The organism is Pseudomonas sp. App30, assembly GCF_047947025.1.
Classification (GTDB): domain Bacteria; phylum Pseudomonadota; class Gammaproteobacteria; order Pseudomonadales; family Pseudomonadaceae; genus Aquipseudomonas.
The window spans coordinates 5,307,197-5,333,167 of the sequence record NZ_CP133165.1 but is presented as its reverse complement, the minus strand read 5'-3'; the positions used below and the strand labels follow the sequence as shown (position 1 = coordinate 5,333,167).

At 67.1% G+C, this 25,971-nt stretch carries 16 protein-coding genes; 10 read left to right on the top strand and 6 right to left on the bottom strand.

What is annotated here, in order from left to right:
• Window positions 1-41: 41 nt before the first annotated feature.
• Entirely contained in the window at window positions 42-4,331 is a 4,290-nt protein-coding gene (locus RAM80_RS24540; protein ID WP_416422997.1) for a dermonecrotic toxin domain-containing protein, read from the bottom strand.
• 118 nt (window positions 4,332-4,449) lie between these two features.
• Between RAM80_RS24540 and mnmC the strand changes: the two genes are divergently transcribed.
• The 4 genes from mnmC (at window position 4,450) to RAM80_RS24520 (ending at window position 10,758) form a co-directional block, all read left to right on the top strand.
• Window positions 4,450-6,423 carry a bifunctional tRNA (5-methylaminomethyl-2-thiouridine)(34)-methyltransferase MnmD/FAD-dependent 5-carboxymethylaminomethyl-2-thiouridine(34) oxidoreductase MnmC gene (gene mnmC, locus RAM80_RS24535; protein WP_416422996.1) on the top strand — a complete coding sequence of 658 codons (1,974 nt, stop codon included), beginning with the start codon at window positions 4,450-4,452 and terminating at the stop codon, window positions 6,421-6,423.
• A gap of 160 nt (window positions 6,424-6,583) precedes the next feature.
• The gene (locus RAM80_RS24530) at window positions 6,584-7,243 is read left to right on the top strand and encodes an ABC transporter ATP-binding protein (protein ID WP_416422995.1); all 660 of its coding nucleotides are present in this window, start codon (window positions 6,584-6,586) and stop codon (window positions 7,241-7,243) included.
• Window position 7,244: 1 nt separating this feature from the next.
• Window positions 7,245-9,689 (top strand): ABC transporter permease, encoded by a 2,445-nt coding sequence (locus RAM80_RS24525; RefSeq protein WP_416422994.1) that lies wholly within the window; start codon window positions 7,245-7,247, stop codon window positions 9,687-9,689.
• The gene (locus tag RAM80_RS24520) at window positions 9,679-10,758 is read left to right on the top strand and encodes a lipocalin-like domain-containing protein (protein WP_416422993.1); all 1,080 of its coding nucleotides are present in this window, start codon (window positions 9,679-9,681) and stop codon (window positions 10,756-10,758) included. Before RAM80_RS24525 ends, RAM80_RS24520 begins: the two co-directional genes overlap by 11 nt.
• 4 nt (window positions 10,759-10,762) lie before the next feature.
• Here RAM80_RS24520 and RAM80_RS24515 read toward each other — a convergent pair whose 3' ends face one another.
• On the bottom strand, window positions 10,763-11,485 hold the full coding sequence (locus RAM80_RS24515) for an autoinducer binding domain-containing protein (protein ID WP_416422992.1): 723 nt from the start codon (window positions 11,483-11,485) through the stop codon (window positions 10,763-10,765).
• A gap of 329 nt (window positions 11,486-11,814) precedes the next feature.
• Between RAM80_RS24515 and RAM80_RS24510 the strand changes: the two genes are divergently transcribed.
• From RAM80_RS24510 to RAM80_RS24500, 3 genes are all read left to right on the top strand, one after another.
• Window positions 11,815-13,587 carry an N-acetylglutaminylglutamine amidotransferase gene (locus RAM80_RS24510; RefSeq protein WP_416422991.1) on the top strand — a complete coding sequence of 591 codons (1,773 nt, stop codon included), beginning with the start codon at window positions 11,815-11,817 and terminating at the stop codon, window positions 13,585-13,587.
• A 3-nt stretch (window positions 13,588-13,590) separates the two neighbouring features.
• A complete protein-coding gene (gene ngg / locus RAM80_RS24505) occupies window positions 13,591-15,336 on the top strand; it encodes an N-acetylglutaminylglutamine synthetase (RefSeq protein WP_416422990.1) in 1,746 nt (581 codons plus the stop codon).
• 117 nt (window positions 15,337-15,453) lie between these two features.
• Window positions 15,454-16,635 (top strand): osmoprotectant NAGGN system M42 family peptidase, encoded by a 1,182-nt coding sequence (locus RAM80_RS24500; RefSeq protein WP_416422989.1) that lies wholly within the window; start codon window positions 15,454-15,456, stop codon window positions 16,633-16,635.
• 103 nt (window positions 16,636-16,738) lie between these two features.
• Here the strand turns inward: RAM80_RS24500 and RAM80_RS24495 are convergent, their stop codons facing one another.
• From RAM80_RS24495 to recQ, 4 genes are all read right to left on the bottom strand, one after another.
• Complete coding sequence (locus tag RAM80_RS24495) at window positions 16,739-17,020, bottom strand: SelT/SelW/SelH family protein (RefSeq protein ID WP_416422988.1); 282 nt, start codon at window positions 17,018-17,020, stop codon at window positions 16,739-16,741.
• Between the two features lie 7 nt (window positions 17,021-17,027).
• Window positions 17,028-19,148: a FimV/HubP family polar landmark protein gene (locus RAM80_RS24490; RefSeq protein WP_416422987.1), complete on the bottom strand. Its 2,121-nt coding sequence runs from the start codon at window positions 19,146-19,148 to the stop codon at window positions 17,028-17,030.
• A gap of 86 nt (window positions 19,149-19,234) precedes the next feature.
• The gene (locus RAM80_RS24485; protein ID WP_416422986.1) at window positions 19,235-19,672 is read right to left on the bottom strand and encodes a MarR family transcriptional regulator; all 438 of its coding nucleotides are present in this window, start codon (window positions 19,670-19,672) and stop codon (window positions 19,235-19,237) included.
• Between the two features lie 121 nt (window positions 19,673-19,793).
• Window positions 19,794-21,932 (bottom strand): DNA helicase RecQ, encoded by a 2,139-nt coding sequence (gene recQ, locus RAM80_RS24480; RefSeq protein ID WP_416422985.1) that lies wholly within the window; start codon window positions 21,930-21,932, stop codon window positions 19,794-19,796.
• A gap of 254 nt (window positions 21,933-22,186) precedes the next feature.
• On the opposite strand from recQ, the gene RAM80_RS24475 reads away from it, so the two are divergent.
• From RAM80_RS24475 to lapD, 3 genes are all read left to right on the top strand, one after another.
• Window positions 22,187-22,774 carry a UPF0149 family protein gene (locus RAM80_RS24475; RefSeq protein ID WP_416422984.1) on the top strand — a complete coding sequence of 196 codons (588 nt, stop codon included), beginning with the start codon at window positions 22,187-22,189 and terminating at the stop codon, window positions 22,772-22,774.
• Window positions 22,775-22,989: 215 nt separating this feature from the next.
• Window positions 22,990-23,697 (top strand): cysteine protease LapG, encoded by a 708-nt coding sequence (gene lapG / locus RAM80_RS24470; protein WP_416422983.1) that lies wholly within the window; start codon window positions 22,990-22,992, stop codon window positions 23,695-23,697.
• Window positions 23,698-23,706: 9 nt separating this feature from the next.
• Window positions 23,707-25,650 carry a cyclic di-GMP receptor LapD gene (gene lapD / locus RAM80_RS24465; protein ID WP_416422982.1) on the top strand — a complete coding sequence of 648 codons (1,944 nt, stop codon included), beginning with the start codon at window positions 23,707-23,709 and terminating at the stop codon, window positions 25,648-25,650.
• Window positions 25,651-25,971 lie beyond the last annotated feature (321 nt).

Genomic DNA, 25,971 nt, shown 5'->3' with positions numbered 1-25,971 from the left:
AGCATGGGCTCCTTGGCAGCTAATGCCTGGAGCGTAGCGCATCAGCCCGCCGAAGGGTTATCCCCGCGCTCGGCGCGCGTCAGGTGGGCAAAGATTGCCTCCCGGGCCTGGTCACGCCCTGGCCAGTCCCCTACGGCTTCGAACGGCGCCAGGACAGCGTTGATTTCCATAGAGTGGTTGCGCATCAAGTGGGCAACCCACTGCTGCCGGCTGATCAGGTATTGGATGAAATCCTCGCCTTGTTCGGCGGCCACCAGCGCTTGCCGTGCAGCCTCGACCTGCACGCCATCAAGCAGGGCGGTGCCGGGAACCGGGCCGCGCAGGGGGTGCGCCGGCATGGCGAAATGCTCACCCAGGGTCGCACGCAGCTGCAGGCGCACGGTAGGCTCCTGGGCCAGCAGCCCGGGTATTCTCAAGTCGCCAAACACCAGTCGGGTGGCGTAGTCGTGGATCTGCTGGTCCCGGAACATCGAGCGCAAGCGGCTGTACAGCAGTTGCCCGGATTGTGGGTTGAGCTCGGGGTCGGCGGGCTCGAATCCGAAAGCCGCCATTTCCAGGTCGCTGAAAGTCAGCACCGTCGCATCCTCGCTGCCAGCCGCGAAGCGGGCGATATCGAACAGACGCGTGCGCAGGGTTGGAATGCGTACCGCACGCTGCACCAGCTCCAGCACCCGCCGCGACAGGTCAACCCGGTCGAGGGTGTATTGCGGCGTGCTGCGCAGGTCTTCGAGCACATTGAGAAAGCGCACTGAACGACCGTGGCCGATCAACGCACGCCAGTCATTGAGGTAGCCCTCATGATCGACGCTGTTGAGCCCCAGCAACCAAGGGCTCGACAGGTGCTCGGCGCTCCAGGGCACGGGGGGCTCGGTGAAATAGAGGTCGAACAGGCGCCCGGCCAGCGCCCGGCCGACGATACGCCTGCGCAGCGGCGCCGGGAAAGGATTCGAGCGCAGGTCCACCTGGATCAGCCGGCCCTCGCCCTGCTGCGTCCAGAGTTGCTCGGGCAGTTGCACCAGCCCGGTGTTGGTGAGATTCAAGGCACGCAAGCGCGGCAGGGTCGCCACCCACTCAGGCCAGTTCCCCAGGGCAGTATTGCCCAGGTCCAGGTTACGCAGGCGCGCAAAGCCATTGGCCTGGGTGACGCCCAGCAACAGGTTGCCGTTGAGCGAGAGCGTGCGCAGTGCCGGCAAGCGCCCCAGCTCACCCATCATCGCCTGGTCCAGCAGCAGATGGTTACCGCCCAGCTCCAGGTTGCGCAGGGTGGCCCGCTGATGTGATAGATCGGGCAACACCTGCAGCCCGGCGTTGCTCAGGTCCAGGTCACGCAACTGACGGAAATTGAGCAGCAATTCGCCCAGGCCTTCCGCGCTCAGGTGACTGTGGCTCAGGTCCAGGCGCGCGATGAAATTGAAAGCATGCATCAGCGGCGGCAGCTCCAGCAGCGACAAACCGCTGAGGTCCAGCGCCGGGTTGTTCAACTCGTGGGGGAATTCGTCGGGGCCATTGCGCCGCCAGGTCATCAGCAGGCGCGAGCGCACGTCGCGGCGCTGGTGCTGCAATTCCAGCAGGTCGCCGTTGAAGCGGCGCAGCGCCTCTGCCGACGGCTGAGCTTCAACCCACAGCTGCAAGTAGATATCCAGCTGCTGATACTCGGCCTGGTGCGCATCGAGGATGGCCAGGGCATCATCATAGCGGCGGCCGAAACGGTGGATGTAACGCAGGTACTCCAGGGCCTGAGGCCTGCCCAGCGCCGGGAACAACGCGCGGACCCTGCTGACCATGTGGTTCTGGCTGGGGTTGTCAGCAGGCAATTCGCCCGCCCTGCGGCCAGACATTCCATACCCCCAGCGGCCCAGTTCGTCACGTGCCGGGGCACTGAAGAACGCCGCCGGCGGTTGCTGCTTCAGCCAGCGGGCACATTGCTCGCGGTCGGCCAGGGCCGCGTCTCGTATCTGGGCGGCACTGGCCTGCGCCCCGAGGCGCTTCCTGAAGTTGCCCGCCAGTACAGCGCTGTCGGGCGTCGCCAGGCGTGCCCGGCACAGCCCCTCGAGGGCGCGATTCAGGCGCAATGCCTGTTGGTAAAGACGCGCCTGCTCAGCCACTGCCAGCGGCAACCGCTGAGCCTGGGCGAGAGCCAACCGCGCCTTCGGGCTAAGCTTGCGCAACAGTTCCTCGGCCACCGCCACCGGCAGCGAGGGAAAGTCGCGACGCACCACGCCGTTGGCAAGGTCACTGCCGAAATGGGAGTCATCGTACAGCGCCTTGAACAGTGCGTTGTCGTCGCTGCCCTGGGCCTCGGCCTGGAAGGTTTCCGCCAGCTTGTAGGCCAGGCTCGAACGCGTCACCTCCAGCCCCTGGCGGTGTTGGCTGATGGCCAGGTCAATATCGAAACGTTCAAGCGTATCAGTCAGCAGCGCCGAGGCGCGGGTGCCGCGGTAAAACACCTGGTCAAGCAGCTCGGGCTCCACCCCGGCACAGCGCATCGCCAGGCCCAGCCCTTGGCTGTCCAGGTGCGCCGCCGGACCATCCAGCAGGGTGCGCAGGCTGCGTCCAGTGACAGCCTCGGCCTGCTCGGGCGCCAGTTGCCACACGCCCGAGTCCTCCATGACGAGCGGCTGGTAGGCGTTGTGATCCTCAGGATGAATGACCCGCCAGGCCTGGCGGTCGCCGTCGAAGCGCACCGCGTAGGGGCGCCCCTGGATCAGCACGTATTCCTGGTCCAGATACTCCATCACCAGATCATCATTGAGCGGCAGGTCGCCGGGCAGTGCCAGGCGTTGCGCATAGCCGTCCAAGGTCGAGCGCAACAGGCGTTCGGCACCACTGGGCAGTCGCAGCGGCTGCAACTCATCGAATGCCGCACCCTGGGGCCACATAGGCACCCGCGGGCGTGCAGCCAGCGCGGTCCCGGCGCTCATTACCGCCAGCAACGCCAGGTTTTCAGCCACGCCTAGCGCATGGGTCGCGGCGGCATCGGCGTCGCCATGGCGCCAGTCCTGCACCCCGGTGTATACCTCGTACACCAGCTGCGCCGCAGCGCAGGCCAGCATCAACTCACCCACGCCGGGGATGAATAATGCCACCACTCCCAGCAACTCCAGGCCCGCACTCAGCCAGCTGCGGTTGCGCTCATCGCGCTGCTGCTGGTCGACTTCGGCGGTAGGCATGGCCAGGGTGCGGCCGTCGTCCAGCACGCGTGCCACGCGACGGGCATGCACCGCAGCGAACAACGGCCCGGTCAGCGCAACCCGCTCCAGGAACAGGTTGGCTTCGGGGTCGGGGGCTCGCCGGGGAGTCGCGGGAAAGGTGGTGACCAGTGGCGTCAGGCGGTCCTTGAGGTGGTCCAGGAACGGGGCAAGGTGAGCATGGCTGACAAAGCGCTGCCAGTAACGCAGGTAGGCCGGGGCGCGGAGCTTGTTCCGAAGGGCGTCATGGGCAGCCTGCAGCGAGGCGAACTCCTGGAGCGGCTGCTCCGGCTCCTGGGGCAGGTACAGCACGCAAGGACCGTGGTCGGTTGTATCCAGCAACAGCGGCCCGTGCAGGTCGCCCCCGTCGAAGGTCGAGCTGTGCATCATGCGCAAGGCGCTGGCGCGCACTGGCCGTTGGTGCCAGGTAGCGGGCCGGCCGGCGGCCAGGTCCAACAGCATGCGGTAGGCCGGTTCGCTGAGATGCTTGCGCAGATGCCCGATGTGCGCCAGCACCTCCAGGCCGTGACGGTCATTGTCGGTGAACAGGGCCTCGATGCGCTCGGCCTGCGCGCTGGGGCTGAAATACTGCTTGAGCTGCAGTTGATACGCACCGCCGATGTCCTGCGTGCGGCACAACCGCGCGAACTGCGCCGCAGTGATGGCCAGGGCGCTGCCCGGGTTGACGCGGTAGCTCATGCCCGCGTCTTCCAGCACCAGGGCATGGTCGGGCAGCACCAGCGAGCCTTCCAGGAAGGCTTCGTTTTCGACGAAGTTCTGCAGCGCGGCGTGCAACAGGGTCTGGCGAGTCATCTGCAGGCGTGGCACGCCCAGCGAGGTGATGTCCTTCTTGCGAGCCAATATGTGTTTGTGTACATCGACTTGACCGATCAGGGGCTGCAGTGCTGCCTCCAGACGGGTCTGGGCGAAGGTTTCCAGGCCTGGCAGCGGCGCCAGCCACTCGGTCAATGCCTGGCGGGCGACCTGGCTGCGGGCCTGGCTGGCGCGCAACGCCGCCTGCACGTCCGGTGACGCGTCCAGCAACCAGCGGGGCAGGCTGGCGGCGACGACGCGAGCGTGATTGCGCGCCTTGAAGTCGCCTTCCTGGGCAACCGGAATAAGAAAAGTCTCCTGGGGATTCATGCTCGCTCCTTGCGATGGCGTTGAATGACCGCCACCCTACCAAGCGCTTCCCGGCTAAAAGGCGGCAATAAACACCACCCGCCGTTATCATGGGCGCTTGTCTGTCGCCGAGCCGAACATGAGTACCGAACCGCTGCACGCCCAGATCGACTGGGACGACCTGGGCCGCCCCACCTCGCGCCACTACGGCGACGTCTATTTCGCCGCTTCCGGCCTGGAGGAGACGCGCCATGTGTTTATCGACCAGAACGACCTGACCGCGCGCTTCAGTGCCCTGGGCGACGGCCAGCGCCTGGTGATCGGCGAGACCGGCTTCGGCACCGGGCTGAATTTCTTCTGCGCCTGGCAGCTGTTCGCCGAACGCGCCGCCCCCGGTGCGCGCCTGCAGTTCATCAGCGTGGAGAAATACCCGCTCAGCCACGCCGACCTGAGCCGCGCCCTGGCGCTGTGGCCGGAACTGGCGCCGTTCACCGGGCCGCTGCTGGAGCAGTACGCGGGTATCCATGCCGGCTTCCAGCGCCTGGTGTTCGACGGCGGGCGGGTGACCCTGACGCTGCTGATCGGCGACGTCCTGGAGAAACTGCCGCAGCTGGACGCCCAGGTCGATGCCTGGTTCCTGGACGGCTTCGCGCCGGCGAAGAACCCGGAAATGTGGACGCCCGAGCTGTTCGCGGAATTGGCTCGGCTGGCCGCACCAGGTTCCACCCTGGGCACTTTCACCAGCACCGGCTGGGTGCGCCGCGGGCTGATCGCGGTGGGCTACAAGATGAAACGCATTCCCGGCATCGGCAAGAAATGGGAGGTGTCGCGGGGCAGGTTCGAGGGCTTCATGGGGCCGCCCGTGCCACGCGTCAAACCCTGGTTCGCTCGCCCGCCGCACCCGACGGGCGAACGCCACGCGCTGGTCGTCGGCGCCGGCCTGGCCGGCTGCGCCACGGCGGCCAGCCTGGCCGCGCGCGGCTGGCGGGTCAGCCTGCTGGAGCGTCACGGCGCCGTGGCCGAGGAGGCGTCGGGCAACCCCCAGGGTGTGCTTTACCTCAAGCTGTCGGCCCACGGCACGGCACTGTCGCAGCTGATTCTCAGCGGTTTCGGCCACACCCGCCGGCTGCTGGAGCGCTTGCAGCGCGGCCGCGACTGGGACGCGTGCGGCGTGCTGCAGCTGGCGTTCGACGCCAAGGAAGCCCAGCGCCAGGCGCAACTGGCCACGGCCTTCGACCCGCAGCTGTTGCAGGTGCTGAGCCGCGAGGAAGCCCAGGCCCGGGCCGGTGTACAGTTGCCCAGCGGCGGCCTGTACTTCCCGGAAGGCGGCTGGGTGCACCCACCGGCGCTGTGCCAGTTCCAGGCGGCGCAGCCAGGGGTAACGCTGCTGGTGCATCACGACGTCCTGCAACTGCGCCACGTCGACGGCCAGTGGCAAGCCTGGGACGGCGAGCGCCTGCTGGCCAGCGCACCGGCGGCGGTGCTGTGCACGGCGGCCCAGGTGCGCGAGGTGGAGCAGACCGCGCAACTGCCGCTCAAGCGCATCCGCGGGCAGATCACCCGGCTGGCCGAGACCGCCGCCAGCGCCGCGCTGGCCACCGTGGTGTGCGCCGAGGGCTACGTGGCGCCCGCGCGGCTGGGCGAGCACACCCTGGGCGCCAGCTTCGATTTCCACAACGATGACCTCACCCCCACCCTGGCCGAGCACCAGGGCAACCTGGCCATGCTCGACGAGATCTCCCCCGACCTGGCCACGCGCCTGGGGGTTGCCGACCTGCCCGCCGAGCAGTGGCAGGGCCGCGCGGCGTTCCGTTGCACCAGCCCCGACTACCTGCCCATCGTTGGCCCGGTGGCCGACCGCGAGGCGTTTGCCAGCACCTACGCCATCCTCGCCCGCGACGCCCGCCAGGTGCCCGCCCTGCCCTGCCCATGGCTGCCTGGCCTGTACGTGAACAGTGGCCATGGCTCGCGCGGCCTGATCACCGCGCCGCTGAGCGGCGAGCTGATCGCCGCCTGGCTGGACGACGAAGCCCTGCCCCTGCCGCGCGCCGTGGCCGAAGCCTGCCACCCCAACCGCTTCTGGGTGCGCAACCTGGTGAAGGGCAAGGCGTAGCAGCGGCCGCTGTTGTGGGAGCTGGCTTGCCAGCGAGCTGTTGAGGCCCTAAAAACTCGCTGGCAAGCCAGCTCCCACAAAGACAGTTGCGGCTACGGTGCTTGTGCCGGCCACTGCTGGTGAGGGATGCTGGGGGCCGGCGTCACCCACGGACAGTCCCATGCTGCGCATCACCCAACTGCACAAATCCTACCCCACGCCCCAGGGCCCGCTGCCCGTGCTGGCCGGCGTCGACCTGCAGCTGGAACAGGGCCAGAGCCTGGCGTTGATGGGCGAGTCGGGCAGTGGCAAGAGCACCCTGCTGCACCTGGTGGCCGGCCTGGACCGGGCTGACCGCGGCCACATCGACGTGAACGGCCAGGCGCTGGAAAAATTGGGCGAACGCCAATTGGCTGCCTGGCGGCGCAGCGGCATCGGCCTGATCTTCCAGCAGTTCAACCTGGTCACCAGCCTCACCGTGGCCGACAACCTGGCCTTCCAGGCGCGCCTGGCCGGCCGCCACGACCCAGCCTGGCAAGGCGAGCTGGCCGAACGCCTGGGCCTCACCGCACTGCTGGCGCGCTACCCCGAACAACTCTCCGGCGGCCAGCAGCAGCGGGTGGCGCTGGGCCGCGCCCTGGCCTCGCGCCCGGCATTGCTGTTGGCCGACGAGCCTACCGGCAACCTCGACGAGCACACCAGCACCCAGGTGCTCGACCTACTACTGCAGCTGCAGGCCGACAGCGGCTGCAGCCTGCTGATGGTCACCCACAGTTCGGCCATCGCCGCGCGCCTGCAACGGCGCGTGGTGCTCAAGGCCGGCCGCGTGCAGGGCAACTGACATGCCCACCCTGTACTGGGCCCTGTGCACGCTATTGAGCCACTGGCGCAAACACCCGGTGCAACTGGCCAGCGTGCTGGCCGGGCTGTGGCTGGCCACGGCCCTGCTGATTGGCGTGCAGGCCCTCAACGGCCAGGCCCGCGCCAGCTACGCCCAGGCCAGCGCCTTGATTGGCGGCCAGGCGCAGGCCAGCCTGGTGCCGACCCAGGGCGAACGCCTGCCCCAGGCGCTGTTCGTCAGCCTGCGCCGCCAGGGCTGGCCGGTGTCGCCCTTGCTGCAGGGCCGGCTGGACCTCAACGGGCAGCGCCTGCAAGTCACCGGCATCGACCCGCTGAGCCTGCCACCTCGCACCGCCCTGGCCGGGCAGGTGCCGACCGCGGATGAGCTGTACGCGTTCATCGGCGACCCTGGGCAAACCTGGGTGTCGCGCCAGACCCTCGACGCCCTGGGCGTTGCCGACGGCAGCCGCCTCAACGACACGCTGCCCCCGCTGCATGCCCGGGACGACATGGCGCCCGGGGTGCTGCTGATGGACATTGGTCACGCCCAGGCCGTGTTGCAGGCCCCCGAGCAACTGTCGCGCCTGCTGTTGCCCGCCGACTTCACGGCCGCCCTGCCGCCCGACCTCGCCGCGCAGCTGCGCATCGATCACAGCGACCCGGGCCAGGACATGCAGCGCCTGACCGAGGCCCTGCACCTGAACCTTGCTGCCCTGGGCCTGCTGTCGTTCGTGGTCGGCCTGTTCATTGCCCAGGCGGCCATTGGCCTGGCGCTGGAACAGCGGCGTGGCTTGCTGCGCACCCTGCGCGCCTGCGGCGTGGGCCTGGCCACGCTGGTGACGGCGCTGGTGCTGGAGCTGACGCTGCTGGCCCTGCTGGGGGCCGTCGCCGGCGTGCTCAGCGGCTACGCATTGGCCAGCGCCCTGCTGCCCGACGTCGCCGCCAGCCTGCGTGGCCTGTACGGCGCCGAGGTAGGCACGCAGCTCAGCCTCGGAGCCGGCTGGTGGCTGGGCGCCATCGGCCTGAGCCTGGCCGGCGCGCTGCTGGCCGGGGCACAAAGCCTGTGGCGCGCCGCCCGCCTGCCACTGTTGGCGCTGGCCGCCCAGGAAGCCTGGCGCAGTGCCCACGGCCAGTGGCTGCGGCGCCAAGGCTATGCCGCGTTGCTGCTGGGGCTGGCGGCGTTGCTGCTGGCCTGGCGCGGTGACAGCCTGGCGGCCGGCTTTGCCCTGTTGGCCTGCCTGCTGCTGGCTGCGGCGCTGGCCCTGCCGGTGCTGCTCGATGGCCTGTTGGCCGCGCTGCGCCCCGCCCGCCCCCTGGCCCAGTGGTTTCTCGCCGACTGCCGCCAGCAGTTGCCGGCCCTGAGCCAGGCGCTGATGGCCCTGCTGCTGGCCATGGCCACCAACATCGGCGCCTCGAGCATGACCGAGGGTTTCCGCCATACTTTCACCCACTGGCTGGAGCAGCGCCTGGTGGCCGAGCTGTACGTGCGCCCCACCGACGCCAGCCAGACCGCCCGCATACAGGCGTGGCTGGCGCAGCGGAGCGATGTGACGCGGGTGTTGCCCGGCCGCGAGCAGGACATCAAGGTGCAGGGCTGGCCAGTCGAGGTACACGGCGTCATCGATGACCCGCTGTACCGCGATCACTGGCCGCTGCTGCAACAGGCCGCCGGTGCGCCCTGGGACGATTTGTTCGACAGCCCCAGCCTGATGCTCAGCGAGCAACTGGCCCGCCACCTGCGCATCGGCATTGGCGACCGCCTGCAGGTGCCGGGGCAGGCGGCCAGCGAGCCACTGACCGTGGTGGGCATCTACGCCGACTACGGCAACCCCAAGGGCCACGTGCTGCTCAGCGCCGCCACCTGGCAAACCCTATGGCCGACCGAAGGCCCCACGCGCCTGGCCCTGCGCCTGACGCCCCGGGCAGTACCGGCGCTCAAGGCCGACCTCCTGGCAAGCTTTGCCCTGGACGACAGCCGCGTGGTCGATCAGGGCCAGCTCAAGCGCTGGGCCGTGCAGGTGTTCGAGCGCACCTTTAGCGCGACCACGGCCCTGGACAGCCTGACCCTGGGCGTGGCCGCCCTGGCCCTGTTCATCAGCCTGCTGACCCAGAGCGACAATCGCCTGGGCCACCTGGCGCCGCTGTGGGCGCTGGGCGTGGGCCGGCGGCAACTGATCCTGCTCAACCTGGCGCAGACCTGGCTGATGAGCCTGTTGACCCTGCTGCTGGCCATGCCCCTGGGCATTCTCCTGGCCTGGTGCCTGGTGGCGGTGGTCAACGTCCAGGCCTTCGGCTGGCGCCTGCCGCTGCAAGTGTTCCCGCTGCAGCTGCTGCAACTGCTGGGTTGGGCACTGCTGGCCACAGTCCTGGCATCCATTTGGCCGCTGGTGCGCCTGCTGCGCAGCAAGCCTGCGGACCTGCTGCGAGTATTCGCCGATGAACGCTAGAAGCGCGCTGGCGCTGACCCTGTTGCTGGGCCTGGCCGCATGCGACCAGCCTGCACCACCGCCCCAGGGCTTCGCCGGCCTGGGTGCCGAGGGCCAGGGCTTCGCCCAGGTCACCCGCGGCGCGCCGCTGGTGTTCCCCCGCGACCACGGCGCCCACCCCGGCTACCGAATCGAATGGTGGTACGTGACCGCCAACCTCAAGGCCGCCAGCGGCGAAACCTTCGGCGCCCAGTGGACCCTGTTCCGCAGCGCCCTGGCGCCCGGTGCCGAGCCCGCCGGCTGGAGCCACAAGACCCTCTGGCTGGCCCACGCCGCACTCACCGGCGCCCACTTCCAGCACAGCGCCCAGGCCCTGGCCCGTGGCGGCACCGGCCAGGCCGGGGTGCAGGCGCAGCCCTTCGCCGCCTGGATCGATGACTGGCAACTGGAAGCCCGCGAACCGGCCACCGACAACCTCGGCAACCTGCGCATGCGCGCCCACGGTGCCGACTTCAGCTACGACCTGACACTACAGGCCGACAAGCCGCTGGTGCTGCAGGGCGACCACGGTTACAGCCGCAAGTCGTTACAGGGCCAGGCCTCCTGGTATTACAGCCAACCCTTCTACCAGGCCAGCGGCAGTATCCAGGCCCAGGGGCAGCAGTGGCAGGTCAGCGGTCAGGCCTGGCTGGACCACGAATGGAGCAGCCAGCCCCTGGCCGCCAACCAGCAAGGCTGGGACTGGTTCGCCCTGCACCTGGACGACGGCAGCCAGGTGATGCTGTTCCGCCTGCGGCAGCAAGACGGCGCAGACTTCATCAGCGGCAACTGGATCAGCCCCGACGGCCACGGCCAGCCCCTGGCCAGCGGCCAGGTCGAACTCCAGGCCTCGGCGCCCATGGCCACCCTCGACGGCCACCAGGCGCCCACGCGCTGGCACCTGCGCATCGCCAGCCATGGCCTGGACGTGCAACTGCACGCCCTGAACCCTGAGGCCTGGATGAAGGTGGAACCGCCGTATTGGGAGGGCCCGGTGCGGCTGGATGGCAGCCACGGTGGCCAGGGTTATCTGGAAATGACGGGGTATTGAGGGGTCAGATCAGGCCGCACAGCACCGCTTTCACCACGGCCGAGAGCTTGTTGCACACCCCGAGCTTTTCGATGCAGCGCGCAATATGGAAATTCACCGTGCGCTCGCTCAGTTGCAGCACGTTGGCAACGTCTACCGAGGTCAGGCCCTGCGCCGTCCACTTCAGTACTTCCAGCTCCCGGGGCGACAGGCTGGCCTGTACCCCGCTGTCTACCAACTGCCGCTGGGCCTCCTCCTCGATGCGCGGCACCAGCGCGTTGTGCATGAGATTGGCCAGCCACAGCACGTCGCCGGCCTTGTCATAAAACTCGGCATTGCTGATGGCGTCCTGGCTGCGGGCCAGGCTCAGGACAGTGGTAGCGCCGTTGATGCCATGCACCGTCTGGCTGACCCCATGGCACAGGCCATGGGCATGGTACTGGCGCTCGATCTCACGCTCGTCCACAAACAACTCCGGCTGCCACAACAACGGGAGATGGCAGCGCATGCTTGCTTTGATCAAGGGGTCACTGACGGCGTAGCGGTTGTCTTTGTAAAATTGGTTCCATTTCACCGAATAATTGTTGCGCTTGAAAACTTTGTTGTGTCCCAGGGGGCGATGTACGTAGATATTGAGGCTGAAATACTGATAGCCCAACTCGCGGGTTACCGCGAGCAACGAGCCAAACAGGCTGTCTTCGCTGGCATCAGGGCAAAACCTTTCGAGCGATCGCAAGGTCCACAACATGATCGAATATCCATTTACGAAGTGCCCCGGTATGGGATCCAAGATTTATTATCAACAAAATAGTAGACCAACAGTTGTTGGCGTGACAAATAACCAATCGAAATTTAAGACCGGTTGAAATGGCAGCAGGAGATGTACAAATGAAAAATGGCAACTTTCAAAAAGTCGCGAAATATATTTCACAATATTTTGATTAATTACTCTAAAAAATGGAGCAACAATAATCCATTATAACATATCGATCTAAAACTCTTGAAAATCTCACCGGTCAGTTCCTTAAGCGCGCCCCTAGCGGCGCCCCTCCCCAACGGAACAACCGGTAAGGACTTATGTGCGGATTAGCAGGTGAACTTCGTTTTGACCAACAACCGGCGGACCTCGCCGCCATCGAACGCATCACCCACCACCTGGCCCCTCGCGGCCCGGACGCCTGGGGCTTCCACAGCCAGGGGCCAGTAGCCCTGGGCCATCGGCGGCTGAAAATCATGGACCTGTCGGATGGCTCGGCGCAGCCCATGATCGATCAGCAGCTGGGCCTGTCCCTGGCGTTCAACGGCGCCATCTACAACTTCCCCGAACTGCGCAGCGAACTGGAAGCCCTGGGCTATGCCTTCTATTCGGGCGGCGACACCGAAGTGCTGCTCAAGGGCTACCACGCGTGGGGCGAGGCGCTGCTGCCCAAGCTCAACGGCATGTTCGCCTTTGCCATCTGGGAACGCGATACCCAGCGCCTGTTCATCGCCCGCGACCGCCTGGGCGTGAAGCCCCTGTACCTGTCGCGCACGGCTGGCCGTTTGCGCTTTGCGTCAGCCTTGCCGGCGCTGCTCAAGGGCGGCGACATCAATCCGATCCTCGACCCCGTGGCGCTGAACCACTACCTCAACTTCCACGCCGTGGTGCCGGCGCCGCGCACCCTGCTGGCCGGCATCGAGAAACTGCCACCGGCGACCTGGTTGCGCATTGACGCCCAAGGCAACACCGAGCAGCAGACCTGGTGGACCCTGCCCTACGGCCCCCACGCCGACGAGGCCAACCTGACCCTGGAAGACTGGCGCGACCGCGTGCTGGACAGCACTCGCGAGGCAGTTGCCATCCGCCAGCGCGCCGCCGTGGACGTCGGCGTGCTGCTATCGGGCGGCGTCGATTCCAGCCTGCTGGTGGGCCTGTTGCGCGAAGTAGGCGTGGAAGACTTGTCGACCTTCTCCATCGGCTTCCAGGACGCCGGTGGCGAGCGCGGCGACGAGTTCCAGTATTCCGACCTGATCGCCAAGCACTACGGCACCCGCCACCACCAGTTACGCATTGACGAAGCCGAGATCATCGAACAGCTGCCAGCTGCCTTCCGCGCCATGAGCGAGCCGATGGTCAGCCACGACTGCATCGCCTTCTACCTGCTGTCCCGAGAAGTGGCCAAGCACTGCAAGGTGGTGCAGAGCGGCCAGGGCGCCGACGAACTGTTCGCCGGCTACCACTGGTACCCGCAGGTGGACGGCGCCAGCGACCCCTATGCCGCCTACCGCGACGCCTTCTTCGACCGCAGCTACGACGACTACGCGGCCACCGTGCAGCCGGCCTGGCTGACCAAAAATGACGCCGCCGGCGACTATGTCCGCGAGCATTTCGCCATGCCCGGCGCCAGCGCCGCCGTGGACAAGGCCCTGCGCCTGGACAGCACGGTGATGCTGGTGGACGACCCGGTCAAACGCGTGGACAACATGACCATGGCCTGGGGCCTGGAGGCGCGCACGCCGTTCCTGGACTACCGCCTGGTGGAACTGTCGGCGCGGGTGCCAGCGCGCTTCAAACTGCCCGACGGCGGCAAGCAGGTGCTCAAGGAAGCCGCGCGCCTGGTGATTCCCAGCGAAGTCATCGACCGCAAGAAAGGCTACTTCCCGGTGCCGGGCCTCAAGCACCTGGAAGGTAACACCCTCAACTGGGTGCGCGAGCTGCTGCTGGACCCCAGCCAGGATCGCGGCCTGTTCAAGCCGGCCATGCTCGACCAGTTGCTGACCAACCCCCAGGGCCAGCTGACGCCGCTGCGCGGCTCCAAGCTGTGGCAACTGGCGGCCCTGAACCTGTGGCTCAGCGAACAAGGAATCTGACCGATGAAACCCCACGCCACGGCCTACAACCAGCGCCTGCTGCGCGGCCAGTCGCCCAGCTATGAACGCCTGCAGGCGCGCTTTGCCGAAGACGGCAGCGCCCACGGCGGCCAGCCCCACGCCGTGCATTGCGGCTGGGGGCGGCTGCTGATGGGCCACACCTTCCCCGACCCCGCCAGCCTGGCCGCCGAACTGGCCGACGAACAGCACGGCGAGCGTGACATCGCCCTGTACGTGGCCGCCCCCCAGCAGGTGCTGGCCCAGGCGCCGCAGCAGCTGTTCCTCGACCCCTCCGACACCCTGCGCCTGTGGTTCAGCGACTACCGGCCGGCCCAGCGGGTGTTCCGCGGTTTCCGCATTCGCCGGGCGCAAAGCGACGCCGACTGGGAGGCCATCAACCAGCTGTACCTCAAGCGCCGCATGCTGCCCATCGACCCCACGCGCCTGACCCCACGCCACCAGGGCGGCCCGGTGTACTGGCTAGCCGAGGATGAGGAAAGCGGCCAGGTGATCGGCAGCGTCATGGGCCTGAATCATGAAAAGGCCTTCCACGACCCCGAGCACGGCAGCAGCCTGTGGTGTCTTGCAGTGGACCCGCGCTGCACCCGCCCAGGCGTGGGCGAAGTGCTGGTGCGCCACCTGATCGAGCACTTCATGAGCCGTGGCCTGAGCTACCTGGACCTGTCGGTGCTGCACGACAACCGCCTGGCCAAGAACCTCTACGCCAAGCTCGATTTCCGCACCCTGCCCACCTTCGCCATCAAGCGCAAGAACGGCATCAACCAGAGCCTGTTCCTCGGCCCCGGCCCCCAGGCAGACCTGAACCCCTACGCGCGGATCATCGTCGACGAAGCCCTGCGCCGCGGCATCGAGGTGCAGATCGACGACGCCGACGCCGGCCTGTTCACCCTCAACCATGGTGGCCGGCGCATTCGCTGCCGCGAGTCGCTGTGCGACCTCACCAGCGCCATCAGCATGAACCTGTGCCAGGACAAGAGCCTGACCCACAAGGTACTCAGTGCCGCCGGGCTGAAACTGCCGGCGCAGCAGCTGGCCGGCAGCGCCGACGACAACCAGGACTTCCTCGAGCAGCACGGGCGCATTGTCGTCAAGCCGGTGGACGGCGAGCAGGGCCAGGGGGTGGCGGTGGACATCGACAACCTCGATGACGTGCAGCAAGCCATCGAACACGCCCACCAGTTCGACAGCCGCGTGTTGCTGGAGAGTTTCCACGCGGGCGCCGACCTGCGCATCGTGGTGATCGGCTTTGAAGTGGTGGCCGCAGCCATTCGCCGCCCGGCGTCCATCACCGGCGATGGCCTGCACGCCATCGGCGCGCTGATCGAGGCCCAGAGCCGCCGACGCCAGGCCGCCACCCAGGGCGAAAGTCGCATCCCGCTGGACCACGAGACCCAGCGCACCCTGCACGCCGCCGGGGTGGACTACGACACCGTGCTGCCCAAGGGCCAGGTGCTGGCTGTGCGCCGCGCCGCCAACCTGCACACCGGCGGCCACCTGGAGGACGTGACCGACATCCTCCACCCGGTGCTGGCCGATGCCGCCGTGCGTGCCGCCCGCGCGCTGAACATTCCGGTGGTGGGCCTGGACCTGCTGGTGCCGGCGGCCGACCAGCCGGAGTACGTGTTCATCGAAGCCAACGAACGCGTGGGCCTGGCCAACCACGAGCCGCGGCCTACCGCGCAGAAGTTCATCGACCTGCTGTTTCCGCACTGCCAGGTCCTTACCTGAACCACCTTGTAGCCGCTGCCGCCAGGCTGCGCTGGCCAGTTGCCCCCGCCGGAGATTTCCAGCGCACACGACGGCCAGCGCAGCCTGACGGCAGCGGCTACAGACCGAGGAGTTTTCATGACTAGCAAGATTCCCGAACCCGACACCCACTACCTGCAGAAAGTCCTGCTGGAAATGCTCGCCATCCCCAGCCCCACAGGTTTCACCGACACCATCGTGCGCTACGTGGCCGAACGCCTGGAAGAGCTGGGCATCCCTTTCGAACTCACCCGTCGCGGTACCATTCGCGCCACCCTCAGGGGCCAACAGAGCTCGCCTGACCGCGCCGTGTCGGCGCACCTGGACACCATTGGCGCCAGCGTCCGCGCCTTCCAGGACAACGGCCGCCTGTCGCTGGCGCCGGTGGGCTGCTGGTCCAGCCGCTTCGCCGAAGGCAGCCGGGTCAGCGTGTTCACCGACACCGGCGTGATACGCGGCAGCGTGCTGCCGCTGATGGCCTCCGGGCACGCCTTCAACACCGCCGTGGACCAACTACCCGTGAGCTGGGACCACGTGGAGCTGCGCCTGGACGCCTACTGTGCCACCCGCGCCGACTGCGAGAGCCTGGGCATCAACATTGGCGATTTCGTAGCCTTCGACCCGCTGCCTGAGTTCACCGACAGCGGCCACATCAGCGCCCGCCACCTGGACGACAAGGCCGGTGTCGCCGCCCTGCTGGCAAGCCTCAAGGCCATCGTCGAGAGCGGCGCCCAACCGGCCATCGACTGCCACCCGCTGTTCACCATCACCGAGGAAACCGGCTCCGGCGCCGCCGGCGCACTGCCCTGGGACGTCAGCGAGTTCGTCGGCATCGACATCGCCCCGGTGGCCCCGGGCCAACACAGCAACGAGCACAGCGTCAGCGTTGCCATGCAGGACTCCAGTGGCCCCTACGACTACCACCTGTCACGCCACCTGCTGAACCTGGCTCGCGACCACGAGCTGCCGGTGCGCCGCGACCTGTTCCGCTACTACTTCAGCGACGCGCATTCGGCGGTGACCGCCGGGCATGACATCCGCACGGCGTTGCTGGCGTTCGGCTGCGATGCCACTCACGGCTACGAGCGCACGCACATCGACAGCCTGCAGGCGCTGAGCCGCATCCTGACCGCGTACATGCTCAGCCCGCCGGTGTTCGCCAGCGATGCGCAGCCGGCGCATGGTTCATTGGAAAGGTTCAGCCACCAACTGGAGCATGATGCGCAAATGGAGAGCGACACCCGGGTGCCGGCGGTGGATACCCTGGTGGGCCAGAAATAGAGGCCCGGGAACACATAATTGTGGGAGCTGGCTTGCCAGCGAGCCTTTAGGAGTCAAAAACTCGCTGGCAAGCCAGCTCCCACAAATTGGTTCCGATTTCGCCTCAGCGGTCGTTGTGGCCCAGGTCGCGGGCCGGGTCGATGTGGTCGCGCACGCGCTGCTTCAACACCTTGGCCTCAGGGAAGCCCCCGTCGGCCTTGCGCTCCCAGAGCTGCACGTCGTCGCAGGTGATGCGAAACACCCCGCCGGTGCCGGGCTCCAGGCTGACCCGGCCCAGGTCGTCGGCAAAGGTGCTGAGCAGCTCCTGGGCCAGCCAGGCGGCGCGCAGCAGCCATTGGCACTGGGTGCAGTAGGTGATGACGATGTGCGGGCGGGTGCTGGTCATGCTGGCCTCAGGCAATTTTCGACAGTAGCTGGCGCGCCACCTGCTGGTCGTCTTCATCGCCGTCCAGAAGGATCTCGTGCAACAGGTCGGCGGCGCTGCGCAGGTCACCCTGGTCGATGCAGTTCTGCGCCTGTTCAAGCTTGTCCGGCGTTTGCGGCGCCTCGTCCTGGGCATCGAAGTCCACGGTCAGGGCATCCAGTTCGGGCAAGTCGGCACCGGCGACGAAGCTGTCGAGGAAAGCGTCGTCCAGGCCATCGTCCGCCGTCACCGGCTCTTCCTCGGCGAAGTCGCTGAGGAACTGCTCGTCGGGCATCTCGAACACGTCCGGGAACTCCTTGAGGTTGCTGGCGAACTCCGGGTCCACCGCCGCTTCAGGCTCGGCCGGGGTGTCGGTGCCCTTGCGCGCCGGGGCCGGATCGAAGGGGCTGACCAGGTCCCAGTCGGCGTCCATGGACAGGTCGTCCAGGTTCAACTGGAAGTCATCCAGCGGCTCGGCGGCAGGCGGCGGGGTATCGACAATGGCCGGGGCCACGGCCGCCACGGTGGCCAGCGCCGCAGGGATCACCGGCAGCGCCTCGGGAGCTGCCTGGGGTACCGGCGTGGCCGGTTGCAGCTTGGGGTAGTGCCCGCGGATGGCCTCGATCTTCTCGGCCTTGAAGTCCTGGGCCAACAGCGCCCGCTCCTCTTCGGCAAAGCCGGCGACGTCGCCCTGCTGGCCCAGCACCTCCAGCAGGCGCAGGCGCAGGTCGGTGCGGTGCGGTTCCTTCTGCAGGCCTTCACGCAGGATGGCCGTGGCCTCGTTGAAGCGGCCATAGGCGATGTAGATGCTGGCGCCGTCCATGGCGTCGGTAGCCGGGCCGCTCTCGCGCTTGGGCGCAACACCGGGCACCGGCTCGTCCTCGATAAGCTCGGGGGCCGGCGCCAGGCCGCCCTGGGCCGGTTTTATCAGCACGTCAGGCTCATGGGCCGGGTACGCGACCGGTATCACCGCCGCTTGCTGGCGGCGACGGTTGTAGACCAGGCCACCCAGCAGCAACAGGATCAACACCACCCCCAGGATCGGCAGCCAGGGGATATCACCACTGTCGTCGATGACCGGGGCCGGCGTCACCGGCGCAGGCGGCGCCGCCGGCACCACGGGCTTGGGCGCGGGGTGGGCCTGGGCTTGCGCCTGGGCCAGTTGCTGCTGCAGTTGCTGCAGTTGCTGGTCCTTGCCGTTCATCTGCTCTTGCAGGGTTTGCAGCTTGGCGTTGAGGTCGTCGATGTCCTTGTGCAGCGCCTGGTCGTCCGGCGCCGGTGCAGCGGCGGGCGGGGTGTCAGGCACCGCCGGTGCAGCGGCCGATGCAGGCGCGGCGACCATGGCGGGCGCCGGCTGGGCACCGGGCAGCACCGCGCTGTCTGGCAGCAACAGGCTCTGCCCGGCCTTCAACCTGCCCGGGTTCAGGGCGCGCAGTTGCTGCACCAGGGTATTGGGCGGCGTTGTGGTGCCAGCCGCCTGCAGGCGCTTGGCGATGCTCCACAGGGTGTCGCCCTTCTGCACGTCCAGGCGTTTTTCCTGGGTAGCCGGTGGCAACGCTGCGGCGGGCTGCTGCGCGGCTGCAGCCCGGGCGGTCGGCGTGGGGCCGTTGGCGCTGGCCAGGGCACTGGCGATGCTGCTGACCGGGGCATCGTCGAACTTGGGCGCCGGCGGCAAGGCCACGGTGCCCGGCGGGTCGATGAGCACGGTGAACTCGCGCAGCAATTGGCCGCTGGGGCGGTTCAATTGCACCAGGAAGTCCAGGTAAGGCTCGGTCACCGCCTTGCTGGTGGTGACGTGAATGAATTTGTAGCTGCCGCTCAGCACCGGGGTGAAGTGCAGGTCATTGAGGAAGAACGCGCGGTCGACGCCAGCCCGGGCGAACTCGTCGGCCGTGGCCAGGCCCACCGACAGGTCGGCGGCCCCCAGCCCCTGGGCATCCACCAGCGCGATATCGGCGCTCAGCGGCTGGCCCAGCGAGGAATGCAGGGTGATGTCACCCAGGCCCAGCGCGTAGGCCTGGCCGGCGGCGGCGGCCAGCACGGCCGCCAGCAAGCGGGCGGTGGTCGAGGTGGAAATGGCCCGGAACATGGACCGCGAGCGCTCTAGCATGAGAATCCCTTTGAGGAACCTGCTTCCTGTCATTCTGGTTATAGCCTGCGAACCGGCCTTTCTCAAAGCGCGCGGAGTACGCGGGCTCAGGATTTTTTCTCGAGGTTGTCCAGAATCTGCTTGTGCACGCGCATGCAGACGCGCATTTCGTCCTCGTCCACGCCCACGAACAGCTCGGCGCGCAAGGTGTTGGCAATGGTCTCGATCTGCTCGATCAGCGGCAAGGCTGGCTCGCACAGCAGGATCTTCTTCGCCCGGCGGTCTTCGAGCACCGCCTGGCGCTGCACCAGCCCCTGGGTTTCCAGGCTGTCGAGCAACCGCGCCAGGGTCGGACCCTCCACCCCCACGCTCTGCGCCAGTTCGCGCTGTGTGGGGGTTTCCTCGAACCGGGCCAGGTGCAGCAGCACCAGCCAGCGCGCCTGGGACAAGCCCAGGCCGGCCAGGCGGCGATCCAGTTCCGCACGCCAGCCCCGGGACATCTGGGCCAGCTGCATTCCGAAACGGTGTTGGTCAGTCAACGGCATAAGCAACTCTTAAAGGACAAAACTAATTGATAGTGAGCTAATCATGGCCTTGACCAAGAGGCAATACTCATGCCGGAACGAATGTGTATTTCGCAATGTACAAATGTCAGTCTGAAACCGCTCACATTTCGAACTCGGACTGCAACGCTGCCCTCACGCAATACAGCACGCCCTCCGGCACGCGGCCGAAGAACAGCGGCGCAATGTCGGTCACCGACGGCAGCTCGCCCTCGCCATCCAGGAACGCATCCTGCACCTCGGCCATCACCTCCTCGGGCAGGTCCAGGGCCTGTTCCAGGGACAGTTGCTGGGCAGCGATGGCCTCGGCCAGCAGGCTGTAGACGTTCTTCTCGCTGCATTGCAGCTGGCCGGCGATCTGCAGCGGGGTCATGCCGGCACGGGCCAGGCTGATCAGCTCATGGCGCAGGTCGGCGACCACCCGCGGTGCCTCTTCCGCGCCACCGTTGAGCACGCCCAGGAAGGCCTCGCCGTAACGCTCCAGCTTGCGCGCGCCGACGCCGCTGACACGGCCCATCTCGGCCATGCTGCCCGGCTGGCTGCGGAGCATTTCCAGCAGCGTGGAGTCGGGGAAGATGACGTACGGCGGCACGCCGTGCTCCTCGGCCAGCTTGCGCCGCAGGGTGCGCAGGGCTTCCCACTGCTCGCGCTCTTCGCCGCGCACCAGCTGGCTGGCCGGGCTGCCGGAGCCGCTGCGGGTGCTGCTGCCCTTCTGCGGCTTGGGCTCCAGGCGCAGTTCCAGGGTGACTTCGCCGCGCAGCAGTGGCCGGCAGGTGTCGCTCAGGCGCAGGCCGCCGTAGCCTTCCAGGTCGATGTCGGCCAGGCCGCGGGCCACCAGTTGGCGGAACAGCGAGCGCCATTCGTGCTCGCTGCGGGCCTTGCCCACGCCGAACACCGAGAGTTTCTCGTGGCCGAAGCTGCGGACCTTTTCGGTGTCCTTGCCCAGCAGCACGTCTACCAGGTGGCCTACGCCGTAGCGCTGGCCGGTGCGGAACACCGCCGACAGGGCCTGGCGCGCCGGTTCGGTGGCGTCCCAGGTCTGCACGCCGTCGATGCAGTTGTCGCAGTGGCCGCAGGCGGTGGGCATGTCTTCGTCGAAGTAGGCCAGCAGCGCCTGGCGGCGGCAGCGGGTTTCCTCGCACAGGGCCAGCATGGCGTCGAGCTTGTGCTGTTCAACGCGCTTATGGCGTTCATCGCCTTCGGAGTTCTGCAGCATCTGCTTGAGCATCAGCACGTCCTGCAGGCCGTAGGCCATCCAGGCATCGGCGGGCAGGCCGTCACGGCCACCACGGCCGGTTTCCTGGTAGTAGGCTTCCAGCGACTTGGGCAGGTCCATGTGGGCCACGAAGCGCACGTTGGGCTTGTCGATGCCCATGCCGAAGGCGATGGTGGCGACCATGATCAGGCCCTCCTCGTTGAGGAAGCGCTTCTGGTTGGCGGCGCGCACGTCCGACGGCAGGCCGGCGTGGTACGACAGCGCCGGGAAGCCCTGCTCGCAGAGGAACGCGGCGGTCTCGTCGACCTTCTTGCGCGACAGGCAATAGACGATGCCGGCGTCGCTGCGGCGCTCGGCCAGGAAGGTCATCAGCTGCTTGCGCGGGTTTTCCTTGGGCACGATGCGGTAGAAAATGTTCGGCCGGTCGAAGCTGGACAGGAAGCGCTCGGCGTCCTGCAGGTGCAGGCGGTTGACGATTTCCTCGCGGGTGCGCTTGTCGGCCGTGGCGGTCAGGGCAATGCGCGGGACGTTGGGGAACAGCTCGGCCAGTTGCCCAAGTTGCAGGTACTCGGGCCGGAAGTCGTGGCCCCATTGCGACACGCAGTGCGCTTCGTCGATGGCGAACAGGGCGATGTCCAGGTTGCGCAGGAAATCGAGCATGCGCGGCTGCACCAGGCGCTCGGGGGCCAGGTAGAGCATTTTCACCTCGCCGCGACGAATGCGCGCAGCCAGGTCGCGCTGCTGTTCGGCGCTGAGGGTGGAGTTCAGCGATGCAGCGGCCACGCCCAGTTCTTCCAGGGTGGCGACCTGGTCGTCCATCAGCGCGATGAGCGGCGACACCACCACCGCAAGGCCCGGGCGCAGCAGGGCCGGCACCTGGAAGCACAGGGACTTGCCGCCACCGGTGGGCATCAGTACCAGGGCATCGCCGCCACTGGCCACGCGCTCGATAATGGCACCCTGGCGACCCCGGAAACTGTCATAGCCGAAGATGTCCTTAAGGACGCGTTGAGCCTGTTCGAGCATAAGAACTCCAAATATCGCAGAACCATCCGGGCCTAGGCTGGATGAAAATCGCGCGCGTTTCACGCAAAAATGCGTAAGCGCCCGTTGCCGGGGCAACCTTTCAGGGCGTGAAACGGCCAAAGCGGCGCATTATACCCGAGCGCCCGCCTGCGCAGGGCACCACTGATAAGGCCATGTTTTTCAGGCTTGGGTGGCGCATGCCCCCTAACAAGGCCTAGAATTCACTATCGTAAATTCTTCAAGGTAGCCTTTTAATGTCCTTCGCTGAGCAACTGAACCGCCTGCAAGCCTTCCTCGACGCCGATGAGCTGCACGAGGAAGCGCTGGACTACGTGGCCGCTCACGGCTATCTGACCGCCCTTTCCGTGTGTTCCGAGGAAGTGCCGGAGCGCGAGTGGATCGACGCCCTGTTCGCCGAGGAGCCGCACTACAGCAGCGACGCCCAGCGCGCGGAAATCGAAGGCACCCTGGTGGCCCTCAAGGCGCACATCGCCCGCCAGCTGGCCAGCGACGAGGAATTCGAACTGCCGTGCGACCTGGACCTGGGTGAAGAGCCGGACGACTCCGAGCTGCGCGGCTGGTGCATAGGCTTCATGGAAGGCGTGTTCATGCGCGAAGCGGCCTGGTTCGAGACCGCCGAGGACGAAGTCAGCGAAATGCTCCTGCCGATCATGGTGGGTTCGGGCCTGTTCGACGAACAACCGGAGTTCGCCGACATTGCCGCCGACGCCAACCTGCAGGACGACATGATCGTGCAGATCCCCGAGGCGCTGACCGCCCTGTACCTGCTGTGCAACGCCCCGGACGAAAAACCGGCCATCCTCAAGCCACGCCATCACTGATCGCACCTGCTGTAGCCGCTGCCGAAGGCTGCGCTGGCCCCATACGCCACTGGAGATCTCCAGTGCACATCCGGGCCAGCGCAGCCTGACGGCAGCGGCTACGCAGCGATGGTCCATACACCGTATGTGGTGTACGGAAATATATATCCCCTCCCCCCTGTGCTGTCCGTTCGCCATCTCCTAGACTCTACCGACTGACCCCAGAGTTTCCTGGCATGCTCCACCGCCCGCGTCGACAAGGATGGCTCTCGCCCCGGCTGTGGCATGTGTTCGGCTGGATGGTGCTGTGCCTGTCGCTGAGCGTGGCCGGCGACAACTGGCCCGAGTGGGACTTCAACCAGATCATCAGCAAGGCCGACCAGCAGTACGGCGGGTTGGGCTCCGCCCGCGAGCGCCTGGAGGCCTGGGCGCGGCTGCTGCAGACCAGCGGCGACAAACCCGAGCTGGAAAAGCTGGCCCTGGTCAACAGCTTCTTCAACCGCCAGATGGCGTTCAAGGACGACATGACCGTGTGGCACGTGGAAGACTACTGGGCCACCCCGTTGGAAGCCTTGTGGAAAGGCGCTGGCGACTGCGAAGACTATGCCATTGCCAAGTATTTCAGCCTGCGCCGCCTGGGCGTGCCCGCCGACAAGCTGCGCATCACCTACGTCAAGGCGCTGGAGCTGAACCAGGCGCACATGGTGCTGGCCTACTACGCCACCGACCGCGCCGACCCGCTGGTGCTGGACAACCTCAAGCCCGACATCAGGCCCGCCTCCCAGCGCAAGGACCTGCTGCCGGTGTATGCCTTCAATGCCGAGGGCGTGTATTTGCCCGGCGCCTCGGCCAGTGCCCGCACCAGCGACAGCAAGAAGCTGTCGCGGTGGCAGGATGTGTTGCAAAAAATGAAAGCCGAAGGCTTCGCCATTGGCGACGGATAGGAGTGCCCGATGTCATTACTCAAGCAACTGTTCCTGGCGATCTGCCTGTTCCTGGTGGTGGCCTTCAGCGGCAGCTTTTTCGTCGGGCTGGAGAACTCCCGTGAACAGCTGGTCAGCCAACTGCGCTCCCATGGCCAGGACGCGGCCACGGCGCTGGGGCTGTCGCTGGCGCCCCACGTGGACGACCCGACCATGATCGAGCTGATGGTCTCGTCGATCTTCGACAGCGGCTATTTCTCCAACATTCGCGTGGTCAACCTGGCGGACAACAGCACCCTGGTGGAACGCGCCGCGCCGCCGGGCACGGGCGAGGTGCCCGACTGGTTCGTGCGCCTGGTCAACCTCAAGCCCCAGGGCGGTGACGCGCTGGTGATGCGCGGCTGGGAACAGGCGGCGCGGGTGGAAGTGTTGAGCAACCCGCAGTTCGCCCTGGCCAAGCTGTGGGAAACCGCCATCGGCAGCCTGGCGTGGCTGGCCCTGTGCGGCCTGTTGAGCGCGATTTTCGGCGGCTGGCTGCTGCGCAAGCAACTGCGCCCGCTGGACAACATGGTGCAACAGGCCAACGCCATCAGCCACCGCGAGTTCCTGACCTTGCCGCGCATCCCGCGCACGCCGGAACTGCGACGGGTGGTGCTGGCCATGAACCAGATGGTCGAGAAGCTCAAGGCGTTGTTCGCCGAGGAAGCGGCGCGCAGCGAAAAACTGCGCGAAGAGTCCTACCAGGACAGCCTCACGGGCCTGGCCAACCGCCGCCTGTTCGACACCCAATTGACCAACCAGCTGATGGTCACCGAGCAGAACAGCGAGGGCTTCGTGCTGATGTTGCGGGTGAACGACCTGGCCGGCCTCAACCAGCGTCTCGGGGGCCAGCATACCGACGCCCTGATCGCCGAGATCGGCGAGGTGCTCACCGCCCAGTTGCAAGACCCACGGCGTAGCCGCTGGACCGCCGCGCGCAACCGTGGCGGCGAATTCAGCCTACTGGCCCCGGCCATCAACGGCGAGGACGCCCAACGCCTGGCCGAAGACCTCAGCCGCCAGCTGGAGAACTTCTACCTCACCGGTGCCAGCGACCGCTCGCCGGTAGCGCACATCGGCGTGGCCGCGTACAAGCCCGGCGAGGCGCTGAACACGGTGTACATGCACCTGGACCAGGCCGTCACCGAGGCGCAGAACCACCCACGCCAGCCTTGGGCCGTGCTGGCGCACTTCAATGGCGCGCCTATCCAGAACCCGGCGCAGTGGCGCACCTGGATCGACGAAGCGCTGACCCTGCGCAAGCTCAAGCTGTACTTCCAGCCGGTGGTGCCCTGTGCAGAGCCGGGGCAGATCCTGCACCACAAGGTACTGGCGCGCCTGCTCGACCCGGCGGGCGAGGCCGTGGCCGCGGCGCATTTCCTGCCGTGGATCGAGCGCCTGGGCTGGTCGGCGCGTTTTGACCTGGCGATGCTGGAACATACCTTGGAATACTTGCAGGAACACCCTCACCCGCTGGCGTTGAGCCTGTCGGGCAGCACCCTGCGCAGCGAGGAACACCTAACGCCGATCCTCGACCTGCTCAAGGCCAGCCCCGGCCAGGCGCACCTGCTGACCCTGGAGGCGGACGAACACCACCTGCCGCCGCCTGATCAGTTGCAGAGCCTGAGCCAGGCCATTCGCGACACCGGCTACCGCTTTGGCCTGCAGCATTTCGGCGGGCGCTTCAGCCAGATCGGCAACTTCACCCACCTGGGCCTGGCGTACCTGAAGATCGACGGCAGCTACATCCGCGCCATCGACCAGCAGAGCGACAAGCGCCTGTTCATCGAAGCCATCTATCGCGCCACCAACAGCATCGACATGCCGCTGATCGCCGAGATGGTGGAGACCGCTGGCGAGCTGGAGGTGTTGAAAGAACTGGGGCTGCACGGCGCCATGGGCCGCCTGATCGGCGCGCCTGCACCGCAGGTCTGAAGCCAGGCGCCGGGCGCGCCCCTTGCGTAGCAGCTGCCGCAGGCTGCGTCCGAAATCGCCGCGGTATGCCTGGAGCTGCGCGGCGGCCCCGACGCGGCCTGCGGCCGCTGCTACGGAACCCTGCGTAGCAGCAACTGTCTTGAAATGGCGTCGTCTGCATCGCGACTAAAGTCGGCTCCTACACTATTCGTGGTAGGAGCCGGCCTTGGCCGCGATGCAGGCGACGCGGTCCATGGGGTATCCGTATTCGCGTAGCAGCTGCCGCAGGCTGCGTCCGAAATCGCCGCGGTGTGCCTGGGGTTATGCGGGCCGGGGGTGGGC

Excerpts from the sequence above, each read along its gene's own strand:
- RAM80_RS24490 (WP_416422987.1), bottom strand. The coding sequence starts at position 19,148 with ATGCTAGAGCGCTCGCGGTCCATGTTCCGGGCCATTTCCACCTCGACC.
- RAM80_RS24520 (WP_416422993.1), top strand. The coding sequence starts at position 9,679 with ATGAACGCTAGAAGCGCGCTGGCGCTGACCCTGTTGCTGGGCCTGGCC.
- ngg (WP_416422990.1), top strand. The coding sequence starts at position 13,591 with ATGAAACCCCACGCCACGGCCTACAACCAGCGCCTGCTGCGCGGCCAG.
- mnmC (WP_416422996.1), top strand. The coding sequence starts at position 4,450 with ATGAGTACCGAACCGCTGCACGCCCAGATCGACTGGGACGACCTGGGC.
- lapD (WP_416422982.1), top strand. The coding sequence starts at position 23,707 with ATGTCATTACTCAAGCAACTGTTCCTGGCGATCTGCCTGTTCCTGGTG.
- lapG (WP_416422983.1), top strand. The coding sequence starts at position 22,990 with ATGCTCCACCGCCCGCGTCGACAAGGATGGCTCTCGCCCCGGCTGTGG.
- RAM80_RS24495 (WP_416422988.1), bottom strand. The coding sequence starts at position 17,020 with ATGACCAGCACCCGCCCGCACATCGTCATCACCTACTGCACCCAGTGC.
- RAM80_RS24540 (WP_416422997.1), bottom strand. The coding sequence starts at position 4,331 with ATGAATCCCCAGGAGACTTTTCTTATTCCGGTTGCCCAGGAAGGCGAC.
- RAM80_RS24530 (WP_416422995.1), top strand. The coding sequence starts at position 6,584 with ATGCTGCGCATCACCCAACTGCACAAATCCTACCCCACGCCCCAGGGC.
- RAM80_RS24515 (WP_416422992.1), bottom strand. The coding sequence starts at position 11,485 with ATGTTGTGGACCTTGCGATCGCTCGAAAGGTTTTGCCCTGATGCCAGC.
- RAM80_RS24500 (WP_416422989.1), top strand. The coding sequence starts at position 15,454 with ATGACTAGCAAGATTCCCGAACCCGACACCCACTACCTGCAGAAAGTC.
- RAM80_RS24510 (WP_416422991.1), top strand. The coding sequence starts at position 11,815 with ATGTGCGGATTAGCAGGTGAACTTCGTTTTGACCAACAACCGGCGGAC.
- RAM80_RS24485 (WP_416422986.1), bottom strand. The coding sequence starts at position 19,672 with ATGCCGTTGACTGACCAACACCGTTTCGGAATGCAGCTGGCCCAGATG.
- RAM80_RS24525 (WP_416422994.1), top strand. The coding sequence starts at position 7,245 with ATGCCCACCCTGTACTGGGCCCTGTGCACGCTATTGAGCCACTGGCGC.
- RAM80_RS24475 (WP_416422984.1), top strand. The coding sequence starts at position 22,187 with ATGTCCTTCGCTGAGCAACTGAACCGCCTGCAAGCCTTCCTCGACGCC.
- recQ (WP_416422985.1), bottom strand. The coding sequence starts at position 21,932 with ATGCTCGAACAGGCTCAACGCGTCCTTAAGGACATCTTCGGCTATGAC.